Here is a 23,847-nt window from a genome sequence, read left to right as displayed (position 1 = left end):
ATGAGTAATATTTTTGATGGTTTAAATGATGAGCAAAAACGAGCTGTAGAGCATATCGATGGTGCCTTGCTTATTCTTGCTGGCGCTGGAAGTGGAAAAACAAAAACTCTAACTACAAGACTTGCTTATCTAATTGATGAAGTTGGAATAAGCCCGACTTCAACGCTTACTTTGACTTTTACAAATAAAGCTGCTAGTGAAATGAAGCAAAGAGCATTAAATCTAATTAGAAATAAAGATTCTGCGCCACCACTACTTTGCACTTTTCATAGATTTGGATTATTATTTTTAAAATTTCATATAAATAGAATCAATAGAGAGCCAAATTTTATTTTAATTGACACAGATGATAAAAAGAAAATTATAAAAAATCTGCATTCAAATCTACCTACAAGTTTTCTAGCTGCTGAAATTTCTAGATTTAAAAATGATATTGTATTGCCAAATGATATAAAAGAAATATCAAAAAATCCAATGCATAAGGAAATTGCAAAGATTTATGAGCAATACAATGCTTATTTATTAGCCAATAATATGCTTGATTTTGATGATTTATTGCTTGTTACTTATGAGATATTGGATTCTAATCCCTCTCTTGCAAGCGAGATTAGTGATAGATATAAATATATTATGGTTGATGAATATCAAGATACAAATGATTTGCAATATAAATTGCTTCAAAAATTATGTAAAGAGCATAGCAATATTTGTGTTGTTGGTGATGATGATCAAAGTATATATAGCTGGCGTGGGGCAAATATCAATAATATTCTTGATTTTACAAAACAATTTAGCGATGCAAAAGTCATTAAACTAGAACAAAATTATCGCTCAACTACACAAATATTAGAAGTAGCAAATAATCTTATTAAAAATAATGAAAAACGACTTGGTAAAAAGCTAATAAGCGTCACTGGAAATGGTAAAGATGTAGAGATTCTAGAATCTATTGATGAAAGGATCGAAGCATTAAATATTGCAAGAAAAATTAAAAATCTCCTAAGAAATGGAGCAAAGCTAGAAGATATAGCAATTTTATTTCGATTAAATGCTTTAAGTAGAGCCTTGGAAGATGGATTAAGAAAAGAAAATATCCCATATAAGCTAATTGGTGCTGTTAGATTCTATGAAAGAGCAGAGATAAAAGATATTTTGAGTTATTTTAGGCTTATTATAAATATAGAAGATAATTTTTCATTTATGCGAATTATAAATCGCCCCAAACGAGGTATCGGGAAGGTTACGCAAGATAGATTAGAATCTTTTGTAAAAGCAAAGCAAATATCTATTTTAAAAGCTATTAGTAAATATAAAGATGAAATTGGAATCAATAAAAAACACTTAGATACAATAGAGGGAATATTTGATACTATAAATGAATTAAAAGAGATATTAGAGCATTCTACTATGGGATTTTTAGAAGCATTTAAAGAAAAAATAAATATTTTAGATACATTTAATAGCACAGAAGATGAAGTGGATAGAAAAGCAAATATAGACGAATTTTATGGATTTTTTAGAGATTATATTTTGCAAAATCCAACCGCCTCGCTAGAAGATTTTTTAAATGATATTGCATTAAGTAGCGATGATGATAAAAATATAGAAAATGCTATCTCCTGCATGAGTGTTCATTCTTCAAAAGGATTGGAATTTAAATATTTATTTATAATAGGATTAGAAGAAGGATTTTTTCCGCTTATAGGTGATACGACAGATATACAAGAGGAGCGAAGGCTTGGCTATGTCGCATTTACAAGAGCAAAAAGTGAGCTTTATGTTTCATTTGCTAAATCTAGATTCTACAAAGGCAAAAGGACAGAACTTCAAAAATCAAGATTCCTTGCTGAAGCAGGACTGATAGATGATATTGCAAAAGTAGATAATTATTCATTTAATCGCAATGATTTGGTAAATCATAAGATTTTTGGAATTGGTAGAATCTTAGATATAAATAAAAGTGGAAGCGATATGAAGCTAAAGATAAATTTTGGTGGAATAACAAGAGAAATCTTATCTTCATTTGTTAGTAAGGTGTGAAGTTTTGAGAATCTTATTTTTTTTATTATTCTTAAATTTTATTTATGCAGAAACTATTTTGGATAATAATGCAACAATTCCAATTAGTCAAAATCATAAAGCAATAATTTCACAAATAGAATCTTTTATAAAAGATAAATTTATAGCGACATACAAGCCTTATAATATTGTCATTCATAATATAGAAGTATCTCCTGCAATACAAATAAATCTAAATCAATTAAAGATTGATAAGATTATTTTTGATGATAGATTATTAAGGCGAGATAGTGGGAATTTTGAAGTCCATTTATATCACAATCAAAAACATCAAAAGGTATTTTTTAGCTTTAATATTAATGCAACTATCGATGCATTATCTGCAAGTAGTGATATAAAAACTAATGAAGTTATCACAAATAATAATTCCACTATCACGCAAATTTATATAGATAAAAATATGCAACTTCCAGCATCATTAAATATCATTGATGAATATTCTGCAAAGAGTTTTATTCCAAATGGTGCAATAATTTCAAATACAAAAATCACTCCAAAAATAATAGTGCAAAAAGGTGATATACTAGAAGTATTTTATAATGATGATAATATAAATATCATATTTAATGCAGAGGCATTAAAAAGTGCTTCAATTGGAGAGATTATAAAAGCTAAAAGTTTGCAAGGAGATAGAATAGTAAATATAAAAATATTAGGTGACAAAAAGGCAGAAATGCAATGAAACTAATAGTTGGAATCTGTGGTGCAAGCGGTGCAATGCTAGGACTGAAATTTTTATCCAAGATTTGGGATAGGGATGATTTAGAGATATTTTTAGTAGTTAGCAATGGCGCAAAAAAGACAATGCTTTTTGAACATAATATTGATTTTGATAATTTCAACACTCCACTATTACAAGATTTACATAAAAGCAAAATCAAGATTCTAGATGATTTAAATCTAGGTGAGTGTATATCATCTGGGTCATTTGGAATTGATGCTATGGCTATTATTCCATGTAGCATGAATACATTAGCAAAGATTGCTTGTGGGATTAGTGATAGTCTTATTACTAGAAGTGCTCTTGTGTGTTTAAAAGAGCGAAAAAAACTACTTCTTGCACCAAGAGAAATGCCACTAGATTCTATATCATTAAATAATATGCTTATTTTATCAAAAGAAGGGGTGGTTATTGCACCACCTATAATTGGATATTATTCTAATATTTCTAGCTTAGAGTCTATGGAAGATTTTTTGATAGGAAAATGGCTTGATATTTTAAATATCAAAAATTCTATATATAAAAGATGGGGTAATTCTTGAGTAAAATTGCTATATATCCTGGGACTTTTGATCCTGTTACAAATGGGCATTTAGATATTGTTAGGCGAAGTTGTGAAATTTTTGAAAAAGTGATAGTTGCAGTAGCAGAATCTAGCACAAAAAATCCTATGTTTAGTCTTGAATGTAGAGTAGAGATGCTAAAACTTGCAACAAAAAAAATAGATAATGTGACAATAGAGCCGTTTTCCTGCCTTTTAGCAGATTTTGCAAAACAAAAAGAATCTAATATTTTAGTGCGAGGGCTTAGGGCTGTTGGTGATTTTGAGTATGAATTGCAGATAGGATATGCAAATTCTTCACTAAATAGCGATTTAGGGACTGTGTATTTTATGCCTACATTAAAAAATATATTTATTAGCTCAAGTATAGTTAGATCTATACTCGTATATAGCTACAATGTAGAGCATTTGGTGCCAAAAGAAGTATATACATATATCAAATCTAATTTTCGTATCAATGGAGATTGATAATGTATATAGTCTTAGAAGGTGTTGATACAAGCGGGAAAAGCACACAAATAGAGCTTTTGGGCAAAAAATTTAAACATGCAATCTTTACAAAAGAGCCAAGTTCTAGCACTTTTGGTATGCAAATAAGAGAATTAGCATTGCATGGAAATTTAGACAATACCACGCAAGCATTATTGTTTATGAGCGATAGGGCAAATCATACAAAAAATTTGATACTACCAAATAAAGATAAATTAATAATAAGTGATAGAAGTTTTATAAGCGGAGTTGCTTATTGTTCTTCTCTTGATTTTTATTTACTTTTAAATCTAAATCTTGCAATTGCAAAAAAACCAAATTTAGTTGTGATATTGGAAACAAATAAGGAAATATTGCAAAATAGACTTAGCTCCAAGATTCTAGATGATATAGAAAATACTGGAGTTATGAATCTTTTAGAAATCCAAAAAAAGATATTTACTATTGTAGAGATTCTAAATATTGATTATATAGCTATACCTTGTGATAAAAACAAAGATGAGATTTGTGAAATCATTTGTTCAAAAATAAAAGAGTTGAATTAATTGAAGTGTATATTATGTCAAAGTTTAAGCATAAGACTTATTTGTCCATCTTGTGATAAAAAAATAACGCTCTCACCAAAGAAAAGAAAAACTTTTGATGATTTTGTTGTGTATAGTTTTTTTAATTATCAAGATATAGAATATTTATTAAGAAGTAAATATAGCTTGATAGGTAGCAGAATCTATAAGATTCTAGCTAGAAAGGCATTTTTATATTTTATAGATGAAGTTGGAAGCACATTTGATTCTCTTAATATTTTTAGCATTGGGATTGATGATAGGGTAAAAAAATATTATTCACATTGCGGTGTGATTATAAAAGAATTTGATAGTATTTTTTATCCATTGTTTGGAGTATTGGTTTCAAATAATGATATTTGCTATGCAGGAAAAACTCTAGCATATAGAGAATCTAATAAAAAAGATTTTATCTACACAGGTAAAAGAAATATTGATGTAGTTTTATTTGATGATATAATCACAACAGGGCTAAGCATAAAAGAGGCTAGGGAAGTTTTGCAAAAAAATGGAGTAAATGTATTATTTGCTCTTACATTAAGTGATGCAAGAAATATTTAAATATTTTTTATTACAAAACAATCCAAAACACCGCACAGCCATAAAACAAAACAACTAAAAATAGCAGAATCTACATTTATTCACAATACCTTAAAATATTGCACAACCCACAACACTAACCAACAAAGAACCCAGCCAAAAGCCATACTAGCATTGTAATCTTTATTTTTTGCCTTATGTTCAAGAATTTGTCAAGTAATCTTTACAATTACAAAGCGTTTGTGCAATGTTTTCACCCGTGTTGTGCTTCAAGTATTTAGCAAGGCGCAGAATCAAGACATAAGCTTCTGTCCGCGGTTATACGCCATATTAATGGATTGTTGATTTTTTGCACCCTGCCTGCAACTTTATCCGCTTCACACTTTCGGCGCAATAGATGCGACAATCTTGCTAAGCAGCTTCTATGTTTTACATAAAATTTATAAACTCAATCGTTATTCATCTTGACAAACACTAAGTGTTAGAATTTATAATTGCATTTATGCATAGAATCTGCCAAGATTCTAAATACTAAGCAAAAGGATAAATATGAAATTATTGCGATATAGCAAAAAGGAGCGTTGTGTGCGCTATCTGCGGCTTGTTTGCTTGGAATCTGTGCATTGCAAGCACAAGATTCCACACTAGATTCAGCTTCCACAATGGAGCATTTGAGTTTCCCGCATGATTACAAAAACGGCGTGATGTATGCAAGTATCAAGCGGGGCAATGTTATCGAGGATATTTGCGCCCAAAAGGCTGACATAAAGGCGCTTCAAACAGATGGCAAGCTGCCCGAATTAACGACTATCACGATGGAAGAATATGCTAACAATGGCGGAGTGCGCGGGCAGCTTAATCGCTATATTATTATGCAAAAGCGCGACAAAAAATGGCGTTTTGAGGCTTTCAATGCGGATAAGAGACTTAATACCGCTGAAAACACCAACCGCTGCTTAAGCTGCCATACAAGCTCGCTTAGCGGTGAAGATATTGTATTTACGCTAGATTCGATGCGCAATTTAAGGAAATAAATGAAAAAAATATATATTTATATGTATTTTTTGTAGTAGCATGGGGAAAAATACCAGCTGAGCAATTACAACAAGAATGCAATGATGGCGATGTAGAAGCATGTTTTAGTCTTGGCTTAATATACAACGATGGAATAGGTGTTAAACAAGATTACAAAAAAGCAATAGAGTTATATACAAAATCTTGTGATGGTGGAGATTCTGTAGGTTGTTATCATGTTGGTTATATATATGCTAAAGGACAAGGTGTTGAGCAAGATTTAAAACAGGCAAAAGAATTTATTGGCAAGGCTTGCGATTTGGGAAATCAAGAATCTTGTGAGGTATATAGAGAATTAAATGAAGCAGAGAATTAAGCCTTGCTATGTATTTTGCTTAATTGTTACTTTTGCTAAGACAAAGTTTTGATGATTTAGGAGCATAAAAATTCTAGGAGCTTTTGTATATATCAAAAAATCTAATATGCAAATTTGTGCTAGATTCTGCTTTGTATATAAATTTATTTCTTTTTATATCACCAATTTTTGGATAAATTATATATCCATTTTTGCACTTATATTTCTCAAGATAAGCAAAAAGCTGATATAAATCGCTTTGTGAGATTGCATTAATAGAATCTATGATTTTCCATTTTGTATCAAGTATGGCAAGTGGCGGTTCTTTATCTTGATCTTTTCTGTAAATTACTATATCAGGGCATAGCTAGAATCCGTCTTTTTCATTTTGTGTTACTAGATATTTGGATTTTTCTTGCGATTTTACTATGTATTTTTTACTACGTTTTTTATATAAAAAGCTACAAAGCTTTCAAAAAGTTTATTCATATCAAAGAGCAAAGCACTAGCCTTTGAGCTTCCACTATATGGGCTTGGAGTGAGTTTTTCTAAAAAGAGTTTGCACCAAGGTAAAATTTGCTCATAAGCCTTAAAATGCCTTGAATTTACACATTTTGCAAAATCAGCCTTATAATTTGTGCTTTGAGCTATATCATCAAAAATAAAGCGAAATTGCAAAAGTCTTGTGCTTGAGCTAAATTTAAGCTTTTGAAGCTTTAAAAGTGAAGCAACTATAAGGCGGTTTTGAGATAGGTTTTGGCTATACTCATCAGCAAGGGTGTAAAAGCGTTCTTTGTGGGCAAAATTGTGCTTAAGATTTTGATTAAAAAGCAATTTGCCTTTTAAAAAAGTGCGGTTTGTTCATAATCTATATAATCACTTTTTATACCCTGTTTGACAAGCTTTTCAAGCTCATCTAAAAACAAGGACACAAAATTTCAAGCAAAGGAAGATTTTGGCTTTTAAAGTTGCGATATTTCTTTGCTTAAAAGGAGGGTTTTTTAAGGGTTTTAAGCATATTAAGAAGCAAATCTTGAGCTTTTTTGGCTGAAAATTTGCTTTCTTTTGCTTGTGAATTTGAAGCTTTATTTTATAAATCTTGCTCTAATTTCTTTTTGCCTCTAAAAATCTTAGGCAAAATTTCAAGACAAAAACCACTTTGGGTTTGGATTAAACCCACATAATTTCTTACTTTAAGCTTGTTTAAACCATAAAACTAGGGTGTTATTTGTTTTCATTGTTTAGCTATTTTTATTTATTATATCTTGGAATTTCTTTAAATCCCGCTCCTTAGAATCAGTGATTTTATATATCGTCTTTTCACTATCAAGCTCATTAAAGTTGTTATCAAAAAGATTCGGCTTTTTCAAAAAAGAAAGAATGCCCGATTGCGTGTTCTCTATCAAGCAAAAACTCTATACGATTATTTATCGCAGAGAGGATACCAAATAAAATTTTACTTTCTTTAACTCCATATTCATCAATAAAATTATTCTCGCTAATACTATCTACATCGTTTTTAACAAGCCAAATCTCTTTTAAAGCCTCAGCATTTGGCATCATCTCAACAAATTCAAACCTCCTACGCAAAGCTGTATCAAGCAAAGCAATACTTCGATCTGCTGTATTCATAGTGCCTATGATATAAAGATTATTTGGCACTCCAAATTCTTTGTCAATATTGTCAATATTATAACTATATGGAAGTTTTACTTTTAAAGATTCTTTTTCGCCAAGTCTTTTACTTGGTTCTATCAAGGTGATAAGCTCCCAAAAAAATTTTAGAGATATTACCTCTATTAATCTCATCAATGATGAGGATGTAAGGTTTTAACTTTTCTTTAACATTGATATTTCGAGCTTTAAATTTTGTATCTTTAAATTCTTTTAACTTTTTATAAAACATAAAATAATACACAGCATTGCCATGAAATCCTCTTTACTTGCCTTGAATGCTTTGAAATTTTCGTAAGCCATTAAACTTAATTCTTTTAAAATACCATCTTTTGTTTTATAAATCATATTTTCAGGATCATCAATATTTGGCTTAATACCTTCCACAAATTCCTCATAAGAATAACTTTGATGAAAAGTAATAAATTCAATTTGTCCTAGTTTTCTAAACTCATCAAATTTAAGTTTTTGCTCCTTGCGTGTTAAATTTTCTGTATTAACTCCTAAAATTTCAAAAGCTTTACCAATAGTCGCATAAGTTTTCCCAGTGCCCGGAGGTCCATAAAGAATTTGATTTAAAGGTGGCTTTTGCATAAAAACTCCTTATTATTTTGGTATTTTTCTACCAAAGATATTTATTTGCAATTCAAATTCACAAGTTTTAGATTCTATCAAGAATGGTGATTTATATTTTGTGATATTTTCTAAATAGATTCTAAAGTTTGCTTTATCTAAGATATTGATTATTTCTCCTAGATTCTGTGGTTTATCATGTCTTTGATGATATTCAATAAATATATTTTGGATATTATTTAGGGAATCTTTACAATCTAGCAGGACTTCATTTTCAGCACCTTCAATATCAATCTTTAAAAAATCAATATAGCTATGTTTTAAGAGGATATTTTTTAAAGCAACAGAATCTATTTTTTGTGTATTTTTAGAATCTAGCTCTATATGACCACCATCAGCACCATCGCTAGCAAAGTAGATTCCATTATCATCAATCCATATTGCTTTATTGTGCAGTTCTATATTATTTGCATTATTATTTTTTATATTTTGTTCTAAATATTGAAATATTTTTTTATCTGCTTCAAATGCATAAATTTTACAATTTTCATATAGCTTTTTAAAATAAAGCACGCTAACACCTACATTTGCACCACAATCAATAATGAGTGGCTCTTTATTTTTGGATTTAAATTTATATATCTCATCTCCAAAAATTTCTTTTATTTGATAGATGAAGCTTAAACTATCAGGAATATCAAATATCAAATCTCTAAATTTAATATTTTTCTTCTCTTTATACCTTGCTGCCCCCCCCCAACTTATCAAATAATGAATAAACATCTCTTGCGTAATATTTATTTGTAGCATAGTGATATATTGGTCTTAGTATGTCTTTTATTAAATATTTCATTTTTTTCCTTTAATCTACTTGTTAATCAAATATCATATTCATATAAAAAATATCTTTTAAAAAGATTCTTAGAAGAGAAAAGATATTTGCTATGTAGGCATTTTATTTTATTATTCCTTATAAGAATCTTGCTATAAGATAGCCGCTTTTATACACAAAAGCCTTTGTTTTTATAGATTTATTAGTCTAATACCACTCTCTTTTTTCTAAAATCAAATATTGTATTCATATCAAAATGTCTTTTAAAAAGATTCTAGGAAGGGAATAAAGATGTGTTTTATGTTCATCAAATATACTTCCATGCCTTGTTGTAGTAGCACTTTTAAAACCTATATTTTTTATTAATTCAAAATGTTTCTTTGATACTTCTATCCTGCCTCCAAATGGATATGCAAAATGTTTTGGAATAAATCCAAAATGATTATTAAAAACATTATTTGCTTTTAATATATCTTGTTTTATTTCTTCATCATTTATATTATTAAAGATTGGGTGAGAATATGTGTGATGTCCAAGTGTCATTAGATTGTCTTTGTCATTTAACATAAAATTTATATCATCATAATTTAGTGCTAAATCATTATATTTATCCATATCATAGTTTATGCCTATTTCTTGCATTGTGTTTTTTGCATGTTCATAATCATTGATTTTTGATATAAGATAATCTCTAATTTTTAAAAAAGTTATATTTTTCTCTTCTATTGTATCTAGCTTTATTTTTTCATCATTAAATATTATACTTGAATGTTGCAATAGATAATCTTCAAGCCCAAACCACCACATATTTGCTTTTTTCTCTAAAAATGAAGCACAAGTATAAATACAAAATGGAATCTTATGTTTTTTAAAAATATCAAATCCATATGTAAGATTGTCTTTATATCCATCATCAATTGTGATACAAATATTTTTCTTTTGTAAGGTGTTGTTGTTTAGATGATTTATCAATTCATCAATAGATATAAAGCTATAGCCATCATTTTTTAAATTTATGATAAAGGATTCTAAGAAATCTGGGCTAATTTTCATATTTTCATTTGCAGGAAGTTTATTTGGATTTATTGGAGCTATTTGATGTAGCATAAATATTACACCTTTGCCTTCAAAAATTTTTCTTCTTAAATTACCTATTACCCCCCCCCTACTATTCAAAACAGCTTTTATTTTTTGTTTCATAGTTTTTCCTTGTTTAAGTTTTTATCTGACTTTTTTGCAACAATAGTAATTAATATTTGATAATCTGGGTCTTTATAAAAAATTTCATCTTTGCTTAATTCTTCGCTTGCAATTCCATGCAATTCTGCTACAGCAGCCAATACATTGCCATAAGTGCTAACTTCTATTTCATCTCCAAATATTTCTTCAAAATCTTTTTTTATTCCCATATCACTAAATCTATAATAATCTCCCCATCTCTCATAATTATATCTTGATATCTGGATGAGACCACAAACACTTACCAAAGCTACTCCACCTTGTTTTAGCATGGAGTGAATCCCTTGTATTGCTTTTTTATAATCATGTATGAAGTTTAATGTAACAGTGCAAATAAAACAATCTAAATAATCTTTTGGAAGATTCTCGTATTTTGTCAAATCACCAATGATTGTCGCAGCTGGATTATCATTTGTATAATGCAAAATTTCACTTTTTACTACATTGCTACCAAATTGTTTTGTATATGTAGATTCTGCTATTTCGCATACAATGCCTTTGATGTGATGTTTATTTTTTTGCAAAAAATCATTTGTATAGATTCTATCAATTGGAGTTCCCCTATCAAATCCAAATACTCTAGAAACCGGCTCTAGCTGTCTTAAATTATGCCATTGTGGCGGATTTACTTTTCTATATATTAATTTTTATATTTATTAATATATGTTTTATTTTTCTTAAAAAATTCATATTTCTCCTAAATTTCGATTTTAAATTTAAGGTTGGATTCTATTATATTTTAGATTAGAATCTTTAAATTATTTTAGATACAAAAGAGTGATTATGATTTGTGTTTTTGATTGTGAAAGTATCCCAGATGTGGAGCTTCTAAGAGAGGTTTATGATTATAAAGGTAGTGATATAGATGTATGTGAAATTGCATTTAAAACACAAGAAAGTATTAATGGAAGCTCATTTTTGCCACTCCCATTTCATAAAATAATATCTTTATCTGCTGTGATTTGCGATGAGAATTGTAATTTTATAAAAGTTGTTAATTACAAAGAAGGATTAAGCGAGCAAGAAATAATAAGCGATTTTTTGCATTATTTTAATAAGCACAATCCAAAATTAGTAAGTTTTAATGGTAGAAATTTTGATATTCCTCTTATTATGCTTAGAGCAATGAAATATAATCTTAATGCTAGTGCTTATTTTGAAATCCAGAATCCAAAATACAATAAAAGCAAATGGGAGAATTATCGTAGTCGTTATAGTGAGAATTTTCATATAGATTTGCTTGATTGTCTTGGTTCTTTTGGTGCAGTAAGGGCTATGCGTCTTGATATAGTTTGTAAAATGGCAAATATTCCAGGCAAATTTGATACAAGCGGTGATGATGTATTTAGACTTTATTATGAAAATAAGATTCAACAAATAAATGATTATTGCCAAAGTGATGTATTGAATACTTATTGGCTATTTTTAAAATATTTATTATTGCAAGATAAAATAAATATAGAAGATTATGCAAATTTATTAAATGTTTTTTTTGATAAGATTCCACAAAATAAAAATTATACAGATATATTTAAAGATTATATTACACAAGAATTAAATAGATTGTAGGAGGATTTTTTTGCTTTCAAGAGATATTGCTATGTATTCAAAACTAAGATATGAAATACGAGCTTATATGAGTTTTATTTTTGAGCAAAATATAAAAAACTATATGCCAAATACAAGCATTAATCAAGTCCAAAGTAGAATGGTTAGAATTCATAATGAAATAAAAATTTTTAATACATTTTATATACTTGATGAAAATGGAATCTTAGTAAATGGAATCTTTGATAGAAAACAAGCAGATGAGTTTATAGATTCTGATTTTTCAAATAGATCATATTATTATGAAAGCATAAAAGAAAGACGGATTGTAATAACAGATCCATATCCTTCAAAAATAGGTGGAAAGCTCGTAGTAACTGCGTCTTATCCTGTATATGACAATAAAAATAAATTGATATGTATAGCTTGTATTGATATATTATTAGAAGATGCTTTGTCTCTTTCGCTTTCCCCTACTTTATATGGCTATTTTTCAAAATTTAGTATGTTTATTTATGCGATTTTATCTGCGTTATTGTCACTTGTTGCATTGTTGTTGCTTTCAAAAGGTGTTTGGAGTTTGATTGTTGCAATAGATAATTTTAATAGTCTTGATATTAAAGATGTGTTTGAATCTACTATTTTACTTACTCTCTCGCTTGCAATTTTTGACCTTGTTAAAGCTATATTTGAAGAAGAAGTATTAGGCAGAGGTGTAAATGAAAATTATAGAGCAGTCCATAAAACTATGACTAGATTCTTAGGTTCAATTATCATTGCTATAGCAATTGAAGCATTGATGCTTGTATTTAAATTTACTATTACACAACCAGATAAACTTTTGTATGCCGTATATCTAACAGGTGGTGTCACAATGCTGCTTGTTGGGTTGTCAATCTATGTAAAATTTGCTTATGGTGCAAGTGAAAACCTTAAGCGTAAAAAATAAATATTAGGCTTGGTGTGATGATGAAGGTTGCAATTTTAAATTATAATATTGGGAATCTTGCAAATGTCAAAAATGCTTTACAAACTTTTGATAATGTATTTGTCGATATTGTATGCGATGTGGATTTAATCGCTAGTTATGATAAAGTTATTTTGCCAGGCGTTGGTGCATTTGAAAATGCAATGAAGCATTTGAGGGACAATAATATGGATGAAGCGATTTATTCATTTATAAAAAGTGGAAAACATATTCTTGGAATCTGCCTTGGAATGCAACTTTTATTTGATAAGAGTTATGAATTTGGAGAGCATTTAGGGCTTGGATTAATTAGTGGAGAGGTAGTAAAATTTAGAGATTCCACTCTTAAGATTCCACATATTGGTTGGAATATGATTGATATAAAACAAGATAGAGGATTGCTAAAAGGCATAAAAAATAATGAATACTTTTATTTCGTGCATAGCTATTATGTAGAAGCAAAATATAAAGAAAATATTCTTGCTATGTGTAATTATGGTAAAAATTTTAGTGCCATTGTCCAAAAAGACAATATATTTGGCATACAATTCCACCCAGAAAAAAGTTCAAATGCAGGATTAAAAATATTAAATAATTTTATAAATTTATAAAGGTAGGTTATAAATGTTAGTAATTCCAGCCATTGATTTAAAAGATGGAATGGTAGTTAGGCTCTATAAAGGTGAAATGAATAGTGCAAAAGTCTATGGAGAGCCATTTGAATTTGCACGTGCATTTGAAAATTATGGTGCAAAATGGATTCATATAGTAGATTTAAATGGAGCATTTGCTGGAATCCCAAAAAATATAGAACAAATAAAAAAGATTCGAGAATCTTGCAATCTAAAAATTGAGCTTGGCGGTGGTATTAGAGATGAAGATACCATTAAGCAATATTTATCATTAGGAATAGATAGATTGATTCTTGGCTCAATTGCTCTAAAAAATCCTACTTTTGTAATAGAAATGGCTAAAAAATATCCAATAGCAGTTGGAATTGATGCAAAAAATGGAAATGTGTCAATTGATGGTTGGGCAAATACAGATTCTACAAGTGCTATTTCTTTGGCAAGTAAATTTAAAGGCAGCAAGATTGAGACTATAATTTGCACAGATATCAATAAAGATGGCACAGGAAATGGCATAAATCTTGATTTTACAAAACAAATTGCACAAGCTAGTGAGATTCCTACGATTGCAAGTGGTGGATTTCGTAGTGATGATGAATTAGAAATGATGCTAAGCGATAAATATATCAGCGGTGTGATTGTTGGCAAGGCATTTTATGAGGGCTGGATAAATTTAAGGGATATTTTTGTAAAATATCAAGCTTAAAGTTATATATGTTATTATATCAACTCAATTGCTTATTAATAAAAGGAGATACCATTGAAGTTGCTTGTTGTTGATGATAGCTCTACAATGAGAAGGATTATAAAAAATACACTTCAAAGACTTGGATATGAAGATATTTTGGAAGCAGAACATGGACTACAAGCATGGGAATTATTAGATACTATAGATGGTATAGATATTCTTATAACAGATTGGAATATGCCTGAAATGAATGGTCTTGATTTGGTAAAAAAAGTAAAAGGCGATCAAAGATTTGCTAATATTCCAATTATTATGGTCACTACTGAAGGTGGTAAAGCAGAAGTTATTACTGCATTAAAGGCTGGCGTAAATAACTATATTGTAAAACCATTTACTCCACAAGTATTAAAAGAAAAACTAGAAGCAGTGCTAGGAGTGAATGAACTTTAGTATAGTGTTATGGATAAATTTTATTTTGAAATATGCATTATTCCAAATGCTTTTTTTGATATTTTTGTAAGCCAGATAGCTGATTTTACTTCACAAGCATTAGAAGAAAATACTATAGATGGAGAATCAAGTATTATTCTTCGTATAAATGAGAATATAGAATCTAAGCTCATACCTTATTTAAATCAATTATGTAAAAACTTAAGTCAAATAAATTCTACTTGTGTTAATTTTAAATACAGTATTTCTAAAAAGAAAATTGAAGATTATATAGAGACTTACAAAAAATCCATCACAGGTTTAGAATGTAGCTGTTTTTATATACATCCAAGCTGGATAAAACCAAAAGATTCTAAGATAAATATCACTTTAGAACCATCTTTAGCCTTTGGCACAGGACATCACGCAAGCACATTTATGAGTATAGAAGCAATTGTATCTTGTATAAATAAATCAAAAAAGAATCCTACATTGCTTGATGTTGGCTGTGGAAGTGGAATCTTAGGACTTTGTGCTTATAAATTAGGTGCAAATGTGAGTTTGTGTGATATTGATGATTTAGCAATAAATGAGAGTAAGAAAAATTTTTTAGCAAATAATGCTACAATTACAGATATATGGCTTGGCTCCTTAGAATCTGTCAATAAGAAGCATGATTCTATAAATAAAAAGTATGATATTGTAGTTGCAAATATTATCGCTTTAGTTATTATAGAGCAAGCCAATAGTCTCTTATCATCATTAAATGATAATGCTTTTTTAATATTATCTGGCATATTAGATAAATATGCAAGTTTGATAAAAGATAAATTTAAATGCCTACATTTAGTAGAAGAAAAAACAAAAGATGAATGGGTTACATTGATATTATCAAAATGATACCTATTGCAAAGGAATATAATGAGACAAAATAACAAACCAAACAGCCCAATAGGCGGGAATCCGATATTAATTTTTGCAATTTTTACTATTGTTGTGATTTTGATATTTAAGGTCTTTTCACCAGGTGGTTCAGTCTTGAGTGGTGGTATTTCACAAACTATAAGTTATTATGAATTAAAACAATTGATAGAAAATAAAGAAGTCGAACAAGTAAGCATTGGGCAGACTATCATTAAGGCTCAAGGGGATAAAGATGGTCAAAATATTATTTATACTGCAAAAAAGGTAAATGATAGCTCTCTTGTTCCATTGCTAGATTCAAAATCTATTCCTTATAGTGGTTTTAGTGAGACTAATTGGTTTACTGATATGTTAGGTTGGCTTATACCTGTATTTATCATACTTGGTTTATGGATGTTTATGGCAAGTAGAATGCAAAAAAGTATGGGCAATGGAATCTTTGGTATGGGCAATGCAAAGAAACTTGTCAATGCTGAAAAACCGAAAGTAAGATTCGATGATATGGCAGGAAATAAAGAAGCAAAAGAGGAAGTTGTAGAAATCGTTGATTTTTTAAAACATCCAGATAGATATGCAAGCATTGGTGCAAAAATACCAAAAGGAGTATTGCTTGTTGGACCTCCTGGCACAGGTAAAACATTGCTTGCAAAAGCTGTTGCAGGTGAAGCAAATGTACCGTTTTTTTCAATGAGTGGAAGTAGTTTTATAGAAATGTTTGTAGGACTTGGAGCAAGTCGTGTAAGAGATTTGTTTGATATGGCAAAAAAAGAAGCCCCAAGTATTATATTTATTGATGAAATTGATGCAATAGGTAAATCAAGGGCTGCAGGCGGTATGATAAGCGGTAATGATGAAAGAGAACAGACTTTAAATCAGCTTTTAGCAGAGATGGATGGATTTAATTCTGATAGCTCACCAGTTATTGTTTTGGCTGCTACAAATAGACCAGAAGTACTAGATCCGGCACTTCTTAGACCTGGAAGGTTTGATAGACAAGTTTTAGTTGATAAACCAGATTTTAATGGAAGGGTAGATATTCTAAAAGTTCATATCAAATCTGTTAAATTAAGTCGTGATGTAGATTTACAAGAGATAGCTAGACTTACTGCAGGACTTGCAGGTGCGGATTTGGCAAATATCATAAATGAAGCTGCATTACTTGCAGGCAGAGCTAATAAACAAGAAGTTTCGCAGCAAGATTTTAGAGAAGCAGTTGAAAGAAGTATCGCAGGGTTAGAGAAAAAATCACGTAGAATCTCACCAAAAGAAAAGAAAATTGTAGCTTATCATGAAAGTGGGCATGCTGTGATTGCAGAGATGACAGAGGGAGCAAGTAAGGTAAATAAAGTATCTATTATACCTCGTGGAATGGCAGCTCTTGGATATACATTGCATACTCCAGAAGAAAATAGATATTTGATGCAAAAACATGAGCTAATTGCAGAAGTAGATGTTTTATTAAGCGGTAGGGCAGCAGAAGATGTATTTTTAGGCGAGATTTCAACAGGTGCTAGCAATGATTTGGAACGAGCCACTGATATTTTAAAATCAATGATTAGCTATTATGGCATGACAGATGTTAGCGGATTAATGGTGTTAGAAAAACCACGCAATAGTTTCTTAGGTGGCGGACTTGGAAATCAAAGAGAATTTAGTGAAAAAACTGCTGAAGATATGGATAATTTTATAAAATCAACACTAAATGATAGATATAACTTCGTAAAACAAACTCTAACCGACTATAAAGAAGCTATAGAATTGATGGTAAGTGAGCTTTTTGAAAAAGAAGTTATAGATGGTAGTAGGGTAAGAGATATTATATCTGAATTTGAGGTAAAAAATAATCTACCTACACGGCTTGTAGCACGCGAACAGCTAGATGATTGATAATGAATAAAGCAAAAAAAATACAAACTACAAATCAAATTATTGCAAGAGAGGGCATAAAGCCTATATTATTTAGTGGTATTTTGGTATTTTTTTGTATTTTTATATATTTGCAAGTTTTTGCATTAATATTTTTTATTATTTGTTTATTCTTTATCGTGCTTTTTAGGAATCCAGAAAGAATATCAAAATATCGTAAAGATGGTGCGATTCTTGCACCATGTGATGGAATAATTCGTGATATATCTATAAATGATAATGAAGTTACGATAAAAATAGAGATTGGATTATTTGATGTTGGGATACTTAGGACACCTATGTTTGTAGATTCTATTGGTACTATTTATAAATATGGTTTATTTATAAAAGATGATGAAGCATTAAAAGAAGTATTAAATACAAAGCATTGCATCAATGGAATCCAAAATGATAATACAATCTATTCTATAAAACTATATCCTGAAATTTGGAATAAGGTTAGCATATATGATGTAAATCTAGCTTTTGCAGGTGATAGAATAGGATTTATGAAATATGGCTATTTGGTATTAAGTATATATTCTCCATGTGATATTAAAATCCAAAGAGGTGATAATGTTTTTGCTGGGCAAAGTTTGCTTGCAAAAATTTGACTTTAAAGAAGGCTCTTATGAAGATTAATCCATTATTTATCATTCCAAATTTATTTACAGCTACAAGTGCTTTTTTGGGAGTATTAAGTATTATATATGCATCTAAAGGCAGGATAGAGTTTGCTTGTTGGCTTGTAATCGTATCAATGATATTTGATGGACTTGATGGTAGAGTTGCAAGAATAACAAATACATCAAGCAAATTTGGGGTTGAATTTGATTCACTTTGTGATGTAATTGCATTTGGTTGCGCACCTGCGATATTATTATATTTTTCAATCGGGCAATATTATGATAGATTTGGTGCCATGGTTAGCTGTCTTTTTGTCGTCTTTGGGGCTATTAGACTTGCTAGATTTAATATCGCTACAAATAATAATGATATAAGCAAGTATTTTATAGGACTTCCAATACCATCAGCTGCTATTTTTGTAGCTACTATGATAGTATTAAAGATTCGATATGATGTATTTAAAGAATATTCTACTTATCTTTTGATTGCAGCATTTTTGGTAGGAATCCTTATGGTTAGCAACGTTCGTTATCCTAATTTCAAGCAAGTAAAATGGAAATTATCAAGTTTTGTTTTGCTTGTAATTATACTTGCTATATTATTTGTGCATCCAATAGAAAGTATATTTAGCTTAATAAGCATATATATTTTATTTGGATTAATTAGATATATATATCTTGTAGCCTCAAGGATAATATTTAAAAGAGTGAGTAATTAATTTTTTATAATTATTTATTTGCTTTTTTGTGTATTTGTTCTTGAATCTTATATGCGATTTTCATCGCCATCATACCATCATATTGATTTGGTATATTATTTTTTACTACATTTCCTTTACATAAATTGATAAAATCTATCAACTCTAGGAGTAAAGATTCTTGGGCTCGCACTTCTATTGTTTCGGTATTTGAGCTAATTGATACATTACCAAATCTTTGTTCTACACTTTGTTTATTTACAAATACTTCTTTGCTAAGCAAATTACAATCAATATATTCACTATCAGTTGTGATACTTATTTGTCTAATTCGTTTTTCTGTGATTCTGCTTGCAACAATATTTGAAAAGATTCCATTTTTATGCGTGAGAATTGCTCTTGCATATTCAATCATTCCATTTATCACCACACCTTGCGCATATACTTCATCTACTTCACCATTTAGATTGAGTGCTAAATCAATATCATGTATCATTAAATCAATTATTACATCGACATCCGTTATTCTATTACTCATTTTATTTGTTCTAACCAAATCAATATTGATTATTTTATGCGTATTTTGTAGTATATTTTTTAGCGTTATTATTGCTGGATTGTATCGCTCAATAAAGCCAACTTGAATATTTAAACCCTTTTGTTTGGCTAAATCTAGTATGATTTGAGAAGATTCTAGAGTGTTTGTTAGTGGTTTTTCTACAAAGATATTTTTTACATAATCACTTACTTTATTTATATAATCAAAATGCGTAAATGTCGGAGTTACTATTATACACCCATCACATTGTACTAAATGAGAATCTAAATCATTTGATACTTTTACATTAAACTTTTTTGCTATTTCCTTGCAGGCTTCTTCATTTATATCATATATAAAAGTAATTTCTACATCTTTTAGCATGCTTAGGATTCTAAGATGGTTTTGCCCCATCTTGCCTATACCAAGTAATGCGATTTTTATTATTTTATCCATTGATACACTCTATAATCTTGTCTTGTTCCTCTTTTGTGATAAATGGACTAAAAGGGATTGAGAGAATCTCATCACATACCATTTCAGTAACCTTAAAATCACCTTTTTTGTATATACCGAGATTGCATACTATTTCTTGTAGATGAAGTGGTATAGGGTAGTGTATAGCATATGGTATATTGTGTTTATTTAGTTTGTTTGTTAGATTCTCTCTATCTTTACATCTAATTGAATATTGGGCATATACACTTTCATATCCATTTTCTACAAATGGTGTAATCACATTTTTTAAATGTTTATTATAATATTTTGCCTTTTGCCCTCTAAGAGAAATTTCATTATCTAAATATTTTAATTTGATATCTAAGATTCCAGCCTGCAGTGCATCAAGCCTAGCATTTAATCCAATATAGCTATGTTTGTATCTTTTGGTTTGTCCATGATTTAAAAGACATCTTATTTTGTCATTTAATCTATCATCATTGCAAAAAATAGCCCCACCATCACCATAGCACCCAAGAGGTTTGCTTGGAAAAAAGCTTGTTGTTGCTATAAAACTTGCATTGCAAGATTTATATTTTTTATTGTTATAAGTAAGACTTGCTCCAAAGCTTTGTGCTGCATCTTCGATGACGGGAATCTCACCTGCAATTTTATTTATTTCTATTAAGTTTGCCATTTGCCCAAATATAGATACAGGAATGATGGCTTTTGTCTTTGGTGTAATAGCATTTTTTAGCAGTGATACATCTATATTGTATGTTTTTTCATCTATATCAACAAATACAGGTTTTGCCCCAAGTAATAATATAGCCTCTATGCTTGCAATAAAACTAAATGGCGAGGTTATCACCTCATCACCTTGTTTAATATCAAGTGCCATTAAGCTCAAAATTAGTGCATCTGTTCCACTGCTACAACCAATAGCATGTTTGCTTCCAGTATAATTAGCTATATTTTTTTCAAAGCTATTTACATGCTCTCCCATTATAAACTTTGAAGATTCTAAAATCTCATTTATTTTTTGATTGATTTCAAGTTTATATTCATTATATTGTGCTTTTAGATTAATAAATTCCATTTTTACCACTTAAATTTTTCTAAAAAGCTAATAATACCTAAAAATTACTTTAGAGAAATGATTTGATTGTATTTTATGCAAGCTTTTTTTAGACCACCATTACAAGATTTTGCAAGCAAATTCATGGTAAGATTTATATTTCTTTTTACACCATCACCAAATAAATAAATATTTGCTAGTTTATAGCAGGCTAATACATCATCTCTAAAGCATTGTGTGCTTAAAACCTGTCTTTCATTTTTTATAAATATATAGTTTTGTTCTCTTTTAATATTACAAGCTTTTTTGTGTCCTAATCTACATGCTTTTGATAGATACCAAGTAACTTTAAAACTATCTAAAATACCTTCATTTGAATAATATTGATATATATTAAAACATGCATCTTTATCGCCTAAATAACATTCATCTTTTTTTGTTACTACAGAATCTATTCTAAGACTTGCATCAATTTCACTAAGTGCGTTGCAACCAAGTTGGTCACCTAATACGCATGATTTGTAGAATAAATCTCTAGCAATGATATTTGAGCCAAAGCTCGCTGCTCTAAATCCTTCATTTCTATAGTATGACGCATTTATTTCAGGATTCTCTTTGTTATATGGTGGTGGTATGAGATTCTCTGCAAATAATATATACTCAAAAGATATTAGCAGAATAAGTATTTTTATATATTTCATAAATAAATTATTAACCTTTTTTTTATTTTAAAATCGTCAAATTTTGTTTTATTTTTCTTTAATTCCATTTTTTTGTGAATTTAGTTTTTTTAGATTATTATTTATAGAATATATTGCTATACAAAATGGTATAGAAAATCCAATATAAGTTACAGCACTCTCCATTGAAAGATTTCCTATAAATATAAAAAATATAATGCTAAGTATTGAAAATGCAGATAAGATTCCAATGACCATAGCCTGCCATCTTTTTATTTCTTTTTTTAGTATAACTTTTTGTGCTATTGAATAATCTAGGTTTGCTAATTCATTTATCTCAATAAAATTATTTTTTAATTTTTTTAAGTTTTTTATTTCATCGTTTAGTGTGTCTATTTTTTGATTTATTACTTTAATCTTAGAATCTCCATCTTTGTTTTCAAGATTTTTATTGGTAATGGCTTTTGATTGTTGCTCTAGTTTTTCTTGGATTAGCTCTATATCTTGTTTGATTTTATCTTTTATAGAATTTGTTTCTCCTTTTATTTCTTCTATTAATTCTTCAGTATGTCCTATATCTTCAATTAGCTTAAAAAGCATTTCTGCAAGTTCTTCTTTTTTGTTTATATTGTCCATATTATGCCATTTACCTTTTTTATAAAATTACTTACAATCAACTTAAAGATTATTTGTAATTTAATTCATTTTTGTTAAAATTATAGCTTAAAAAGCTTCCTTGTAAAAATACATATTTTAAAAAATATAGCTATATAAGCGGGGATTTTCATGGACAAACATCTTTTGGCAAGCATATATGACATTAGAGGAAATAAGGAAAATGTAGTGAAAATTTGTAGAAATATCTTATCTATTTATCCAGATGATGTTGAGGCAGAAGAATCTTTAAGACGACTTGCTACAAGAAATATTGATATTAGTGGATTAAATTTGGATATGTATGATACTTTTATAAATGCAGATTCTAAAGAAAAATTAATAGAACTTGAGAGGTGGCTGATTGGATACTAAAGAAGCTATATTATCTACTATCTCTGAGCTAGGGGCACAAACCAAGAATGATTCTCATATGCAAAGTGATATAAAAGAAATAGAACAATATGCCTCTATTGATGAAGTAGAAATAAAAAATAATTTTGATGATGAAATTATCACTTTACTTCGATTAAAAGAAAAGTCTTTAGTATTATTTGAAGGGTTAAAAAATACAAAAGATTCTACATTGGAAATAAAACTAGAAATGGTTATTAGTTATCTTGAATATCAGCTTTATATTATTGAAGATAGACTAAAAGTGATTAAAGATTTGGCTAAACAAGATTGATGCAAAAAGATTAAGGAATAGTAAAATGATAGAAATAATAATGATAGAAGATGATATAGAGTTAGCAGAGATTTTATCTGAATTTTTAAAAGAAAATAATATAAATGTTACAAACTATACAGACCCTATAGTAGGAATGCGAGCAATAGAAAAACAAAAGTATGACTTATTACTTCTTGATTTAACTCTGCCAAATATTGATGGTATAGATGTCTGCAAAAAAATAACAAAGCATAAAAATATTCCAATTATTATATCTTCAGCAAGAAGTGATACACAAGATAAAATAGATGCACTTGAATATGGTGCAGATGACTATTTACCAAAACCATATGATCCAAAAGAATTATTAGCAAGGATAAATAGTGTTCTTAGAAGATATAGCATAGTCCCAACTCAATCTATCTTAGGAAATCAATATAATACAGATTTTGTCGTAGATAAAGATAGTATGAATGTATTTTTTAAAGGCAAAAAAATAGATTTAACAAGAGCCGAATATGAAATACTAACCCTTTTTATGTCTAAACCAAATCATATATTTTCTAGATCAGTTATCGCAGAAAAGTGTGATTCTATAAAATCACAAGGTGATTATAAAAGTATAGATGTGATTATAGGTAGATTACGCAGTAAAATATGTGAAGATGTGAAACATCCAAAATATATCCTCTCTGCAAGAGGTCTTGGCTATAAACTAAATATATAAGTCATAC

General features: G+C 29.1%; 28 protein-coding genes and 3 pseudogenes. 20 read left to right on the top strand and 11 right to left on the bottom strand.

The annotated features are described in order from the left end of the window. The 8 genes from CQA42_RS06115 to CQA42_RS08550 all read left to right on the top strand — a co-directional run bounded on the left by CQA42_RS06115 (position 1) and on the right by CQA42_RS08550 (position 6,344). Positions 1 to 2,040 carry an ATP-dependent helicase gene (locus CQA42_RS06115; RefSeq protein WP_115583786.1) on the top strand — a complete coding sequence of 680 codons (2,040 nt, stop codon included), beginning with the start codon at positions 1 to 3 and terminating at the stop codon, positions 2,038 to 2,040. Between the two features lie 4 nt (positions 2,041 to 2,044). Then, entirely contained in the window at positions 2,045 to 2,761 is a 717-nt protein-coding gene (gene flgA, locus CQA42_RS06110) for a flagellar basal body P-ring formation chaperone FlgA (RefSeq protein WP_181881510.1), read from the top strand. Continuing rightward, positions 2,758 to 3,342: a UbiX family flavin prenyltransferase gene (locus CQA42_RS06105; RefSeq protein WP_115583784.1), complete on the top strand. Its 585-nt coding sequence runs from the start codon at positions 2,758 to 2,760 to the stop codon at positions 3,340 to 3,342. Before flgA ends, CQA42_RS06105 begins: the two co-directional genes overlap by 4 nt. After that, positions 3,339 to 3,830 carry a pantetheine-phosphate adenylyltransferase gene (gene coaD, locus CQA42_RS06100; RefSeq protein ID WP_115583783.1) on the top strand — a complete coding sequence of 164 codons (492 nt, stop codon included), beginning with the start codon at positions 3,339 to 3,341 and terminating at the stop codon, positions 3,828 to 3,830. The genes CQA42_RS06105 and coaD overlap by 4 nt, the downstream gene beginning before the upstream one ends. Before the next feature lie 2 nt (positions 3,831 to 3,832). Next, the gene (tmk, locus tag CQA42_RS06095; RefSeq protein ID WP_115583782.1) at positions 3,833 to 4,396 is read left to right on the top strand and encodes a dTMP kinase; all 564 of its coding nucleotides are present in this window, start codon (positions 3,833 to 3,835) and stop codon (positions 4,394 to 4,396) included. Beyond that, a complete protein-coding gene (locus CQA42_RS06090; protein ID WP_115583781.1) occupies positions 4,397 to 4,975 on the top strand; it encodes a ComF family protein in 579 nt (192 codons plus the stop codon). Positions 4,976 to 5,577: 602 nt separating this feature from the next. After that, entirely contained in the window at positions 5,578 to 5,988 is a 411-nt protein-coding gene (locus CQA42_RS06085) for a cytochrome P460 family protein (RefSeq protein WP_147289263.1), read from the top strand. Further along, positions 5,952 to 6,344, top strand: a complete 393-nt coding sequence (locus tag CQA42_RS08550; RefSeq protein ID WP_408941442.1) for a tetratricopeptide repeat protein — start codon at positions 5,952 to 5,954, stop codon at positions 6,342 to 6,344. Before CQA42_RS06085 ends, CQA42_RS08550 begins: the two co-directional genes overlap by 37 nt. Positions 6,345 to 6,417: 73 nt before the next feature. Here the strand turns inward: CQA42_RS08550 and CQA42_RS08545 are convergent, their stop codons facing one another. The 7 genes and pseudogenes from CQA42_RS08545 to CQA42_RS06045 form a co-directional block, all read right to left on the bottom strand. After that, positions 6,418 to 6,678 (bottom strand): 5-methylcytosine restriction system specificity protein McrC, encoded by a 261-nt coding sequence (locus CQA42_RS08545; RefSeq protein ID WP_115583923.1) that lies wholly within the window; start codon positions 6,676 to 6,678, stop codon positions 6,418 to 6,420. 71 nt (positions 6,679 to 6,749) lie between these two features. Beyond that, positions 6,750 to 7,169, bottom strand: a pseudogene (locus CQA42_RS06070) (5-methylcytosine restriction system specificity protein McrC); the annotation flags it as partial. A 244-nt stretch (positions 7,170 to 7,413) separates the two neighbouring features. Beyond that, positions 7,414 to 7,509 (bottom strand): annotated as a pseudogene (locus CQA42_RS08540) (hypothetical protein); the annotation flags it as partial. A 185-nt stretch (positions 7,510 to 7,694) separates the two neighbouring features. Continuing rightward, a pseudogene (locus CQA42_RS06060) lies at positions 7,695 to 8,579 on the bottom strand (McrB family protein); the annotation flags it as partial. Positions 8,580 to 8,603: 24 nt separating this feature from the next. Then, a complete protein-coding gene (locus tag CQA42_RS06055) occupies positions 8,604 to 9,338 on the bottom strand; it encodes an FkbM family methyltransferase (RefSeq protein ID WP_181881509.1) in 735 nt (244 codons plus the stop codon). Between the two features lie 310 nt (positions 9,339 to 9,648). Then, positions 9,649 to 10,602, bottom strand: coding sequence for a polysaccharide deacetylase family protein (locus CQA42_RS06050; protein ID WP_258865582.1), 954 nt, complete (start codon positions 10,600 to 10,602; stop codon positions 9,649 to 9,651). Further along, on the bottom strand, positions 10,599 to 11,165 hold the full coding sequence (locus CQA42_RS06045; protein ID WP_258865581.1) for a methyltransferase domain-containing protein: 567 nt from the start codon (positions 11,163 to 11,165) through the stop codon (positions 10,599 to 10,601). Before CQA42_RS06045 ends, CQA42_RS06050 begins: the two co-directional genes overlap by 4 nt. 259 nt (positions 11,166 to 11,424) lie before the next feature. Here CQA42_RS06045 and CQA42_RS06040 point away from each other — a divergent pair, with 259 nt between their 5' ends. The 9 genes from CQA42_RS06040 to pssA are packed head-to-tail and all read left to right on the top strand — an operon-like array spanning position 11,425 to position 19,076. Beyond that, complete coding sequence (locus CQA42_RS06040) at positions 11,425 to 12,210, top strand: 3'-5' exonuclease (RefSeq protein ID WP_115583775.1); 786 nt, start codon at positions 11,425 to 11,427, stop codon at positions 12,208 to 12,210. A 10-nt stretch (positions 12,211 to 12,220) separates the two neighbouring features. Next, positions 12,221 to 13,138, top strand: a complete 918-nt coding sequence (locus tag CQA42_RS06035; RefSeq protein WP_115583774.1) for a PDC sensor domain-containing protein — start codon at positions 12,221 to 12,223, stop codon at positions 13,136 to 13,138. 20 nt (positions 13,139 to 13,158) lie between these two features. Beyond that, on the top strand, positions 13,159 to 13,767 hold the full coding sequence (gene hisH / locus CQA42_RS06030; protein WP_115583773.1) for an imidazole glycerol phosphate synthase subunit HisH: 609 nt from the start codon (positions 13,159 to 13,161) through the stop codon (positions 13,765 to 13,767). A gap of 13 nt (positions 13,768 to 13,780) precedes the next feature. Further along, on the top strand, positions 13,781 to 14,491 hold the full coding sequence (hisA, locus tag CQA42_RS06025; protein WP_115583772.1) for a 1-(5-phosphoribosyl)-5-[(5-phosphoribosylamino)methylideneamino]imidazole-4-carboxamide isomerase: 711 nt from the start codon (positions 13,781 to 13,783) through the stop codon (positions 14,489 to 14,491). 54 nt (positions 14,492 to 14,545) lie between these two features. After that, positions 14,546 to 14,923 (top strand): chemotaxis response regulator CheY, encoded by a 378-nt coding sequence (locus tag CQA42_RS06020; RefSeq protein ID WP_115583771.1) that lies wholly within the window; start codon positions 14,546 to 14,548, stop codon positions 14,921 to 14,923. Between the two features lie 9 nt (positions 14,924 to 14,932). Continuing rightward, positions 14,933 to 15,802 (top strand): 50S ribosomal protein L11 methyltransferase, encoded by an 870-nt coding sequence (locus CQA42_RS06015; RefSeq protein WP_115583770.1) that lies wholly within the window; start codon positions 14,933 to 14,935, stop codon positions 15,800 to 15,802. Positions 15,803 to 15,823: 21 nt separating this feature from the next. Beyond that, complete coding sequence (gene ftsH, locus CQA42_RS06010) at positions 15,824 to 17,713, top strand: ATP-dependent zinc metalloprotease FtsH (RefSeq protein ID WP_115583769.1); 1,890 nt, start codon at positions 15,824 to 15,826, stop codon at positions 17,711 to 17,713. A 2-nt stretch (positions 17,714 to 17,715) separates the two neighbouring features. Beyond that, positions 17,716 to 18,345, top strand: a complete 630-nt coding sequence (locus CQA42_RS06005) for a hypothetical protein (RefSeq protein WP_115583768.1) — start codon at positions 17,716 to 17,718, stop codon at positions 18,343 to 18,345. A gap of 17 nt (positions 18,346 to 18,362) precedes the next feature. Next, on the top strand, positions 18,363 to 19,076 hold the full coding sequence (pssA, locus tag CQA42_RS06000; protein WP_115583767.1) for a CDP-diacylglycerol--serine O-phosphatidyltransferase: 714 nt from the start codon (positions 18,363 to 18,365) through the stop codon (positions 19,074 to 19,076). Positions 19,077 to 19,086: 10 nt separating this feature from the next. Here the strand turns inward: pssA and CQA42_RS05995 are convergent, their stop codons facing one another. From CQA42_RS05995 to CQA42_RS05980, 4 genes are read right to left on the bottom strand one after another with little or no spacing between them, the layout of a single operon-like run. After that, complete coding sequence (locus CQA42_RS05995) at positions 19,087 to 20,049, bottom strand: Gfo/Idh/MocA family protein (RefSeq protein WP_115583766.1); 963 nt, start codon at positions 20,047 to 20,049, stop codon at positions 19,087 to 19,089. Continuing rightward, the gene (locus CQA42_RS05990) at positions 20,042 to 21,130 is read right to left on the bottom strand and encodes a DegT/DnrJ/EryC1/StrS aminotransferase family protein (RefSeq protein ID WP_115583765.1); all 1,089 of its coding nucleotides are present in this window, start codon (positions 21,128 to 21,130) and stop codon (positions 20,042 to 20,044) included. The genes CQA42_RS05995 and CQA42_RS05990 overlap by 8 nt, the downstream gene beginning before the upstream one ends. Positions 21,131 to 21,174: 44 nt before the next feature. Then, positions 21,175 to 21,810, bottom strand: a complete 636-nt coding sequence (locus CQA42_RS05985) for a sel1 repeat family protein (protein WP_115583764.1) — start codon at positions 21,808 to 21,810, stop codon at positions 21,175 to 21,177. Positions 21,811 to 21,858: 48 nt separating this feature from the next. Next, a complete protein-coding gene (locus CQA42_RS05980; protein WP_115583763.1) occupies positions 21,859 to 22,425 on the bottom strand; it encodes a hypothetical protein in 567 nt (188 codons plus the stop codon). A 207-nt stretch (positions 22,426 to 22,632) separates the two neighbouring features. On the opposite strand from CQA42_RS05980, the gene CQA42_RS05975 reads away from it, so the two are divergent. Genes CQA42_RS05975 through CQA42_RS05965 form a run of 3 tightly spaced genes read left to right on the top strand, consistent with a single transcriptional unit; the run spans position 22,633 to position 23,840 of the window. Beyond that, positions 22,633 to 22,818 (top strand): hypothetical protein, encoded by a 186-nt coding sequence (locus CQA42_RS05975; RefSeq protein WP_147289262.1) that lies wholly within the window; start codon positions 22,633 to 22,635, stop codon positions 22,816 to 22,818. Continuing rightward, positions 22,808 to 23,131, top strand: coding sequence for a CiaD-like domain-containing protein (locus CQA42_RS05970; RefSeq protein ID WP_115583761.1), 324 nt, complete (start codon positions 22,808 to 22,810; stop codon positions 23,129 to 23,131). Before CQA42_RS05975 ends, CQA42_RS05970 begins: the two co-directional genes overlap by 11 nt. A gap of 25 nt (positions 23,132 to 23,156) precedes the next feature. Next, positions 23,157 to 23,840: a response regulator transcription factor gene (locus CQA42_RS05965; protein ID WP_115583760.1), complete on the top strand. Its 684-nt coding sequence runs from the start codon at positions 23,157 to 23,159 to the stop codon at positions 23,838 to 23,840. Positions 23,841 to 23,847 lie beyond the last annotated feature (7 nt).

Source organism: Helicobacter sp. MIT 99-5507, assembly GCF_003364295.1.
In the GTDB taxonomy this organism is placed as follows: Bacteria; Campylobacterota; Campylobacteria; order Campylobacterales; family Helicobacteraceae; genus NHYM01.
This window is presented reverse-complemented; position numbering and strand designations above follow the sequence as displayed.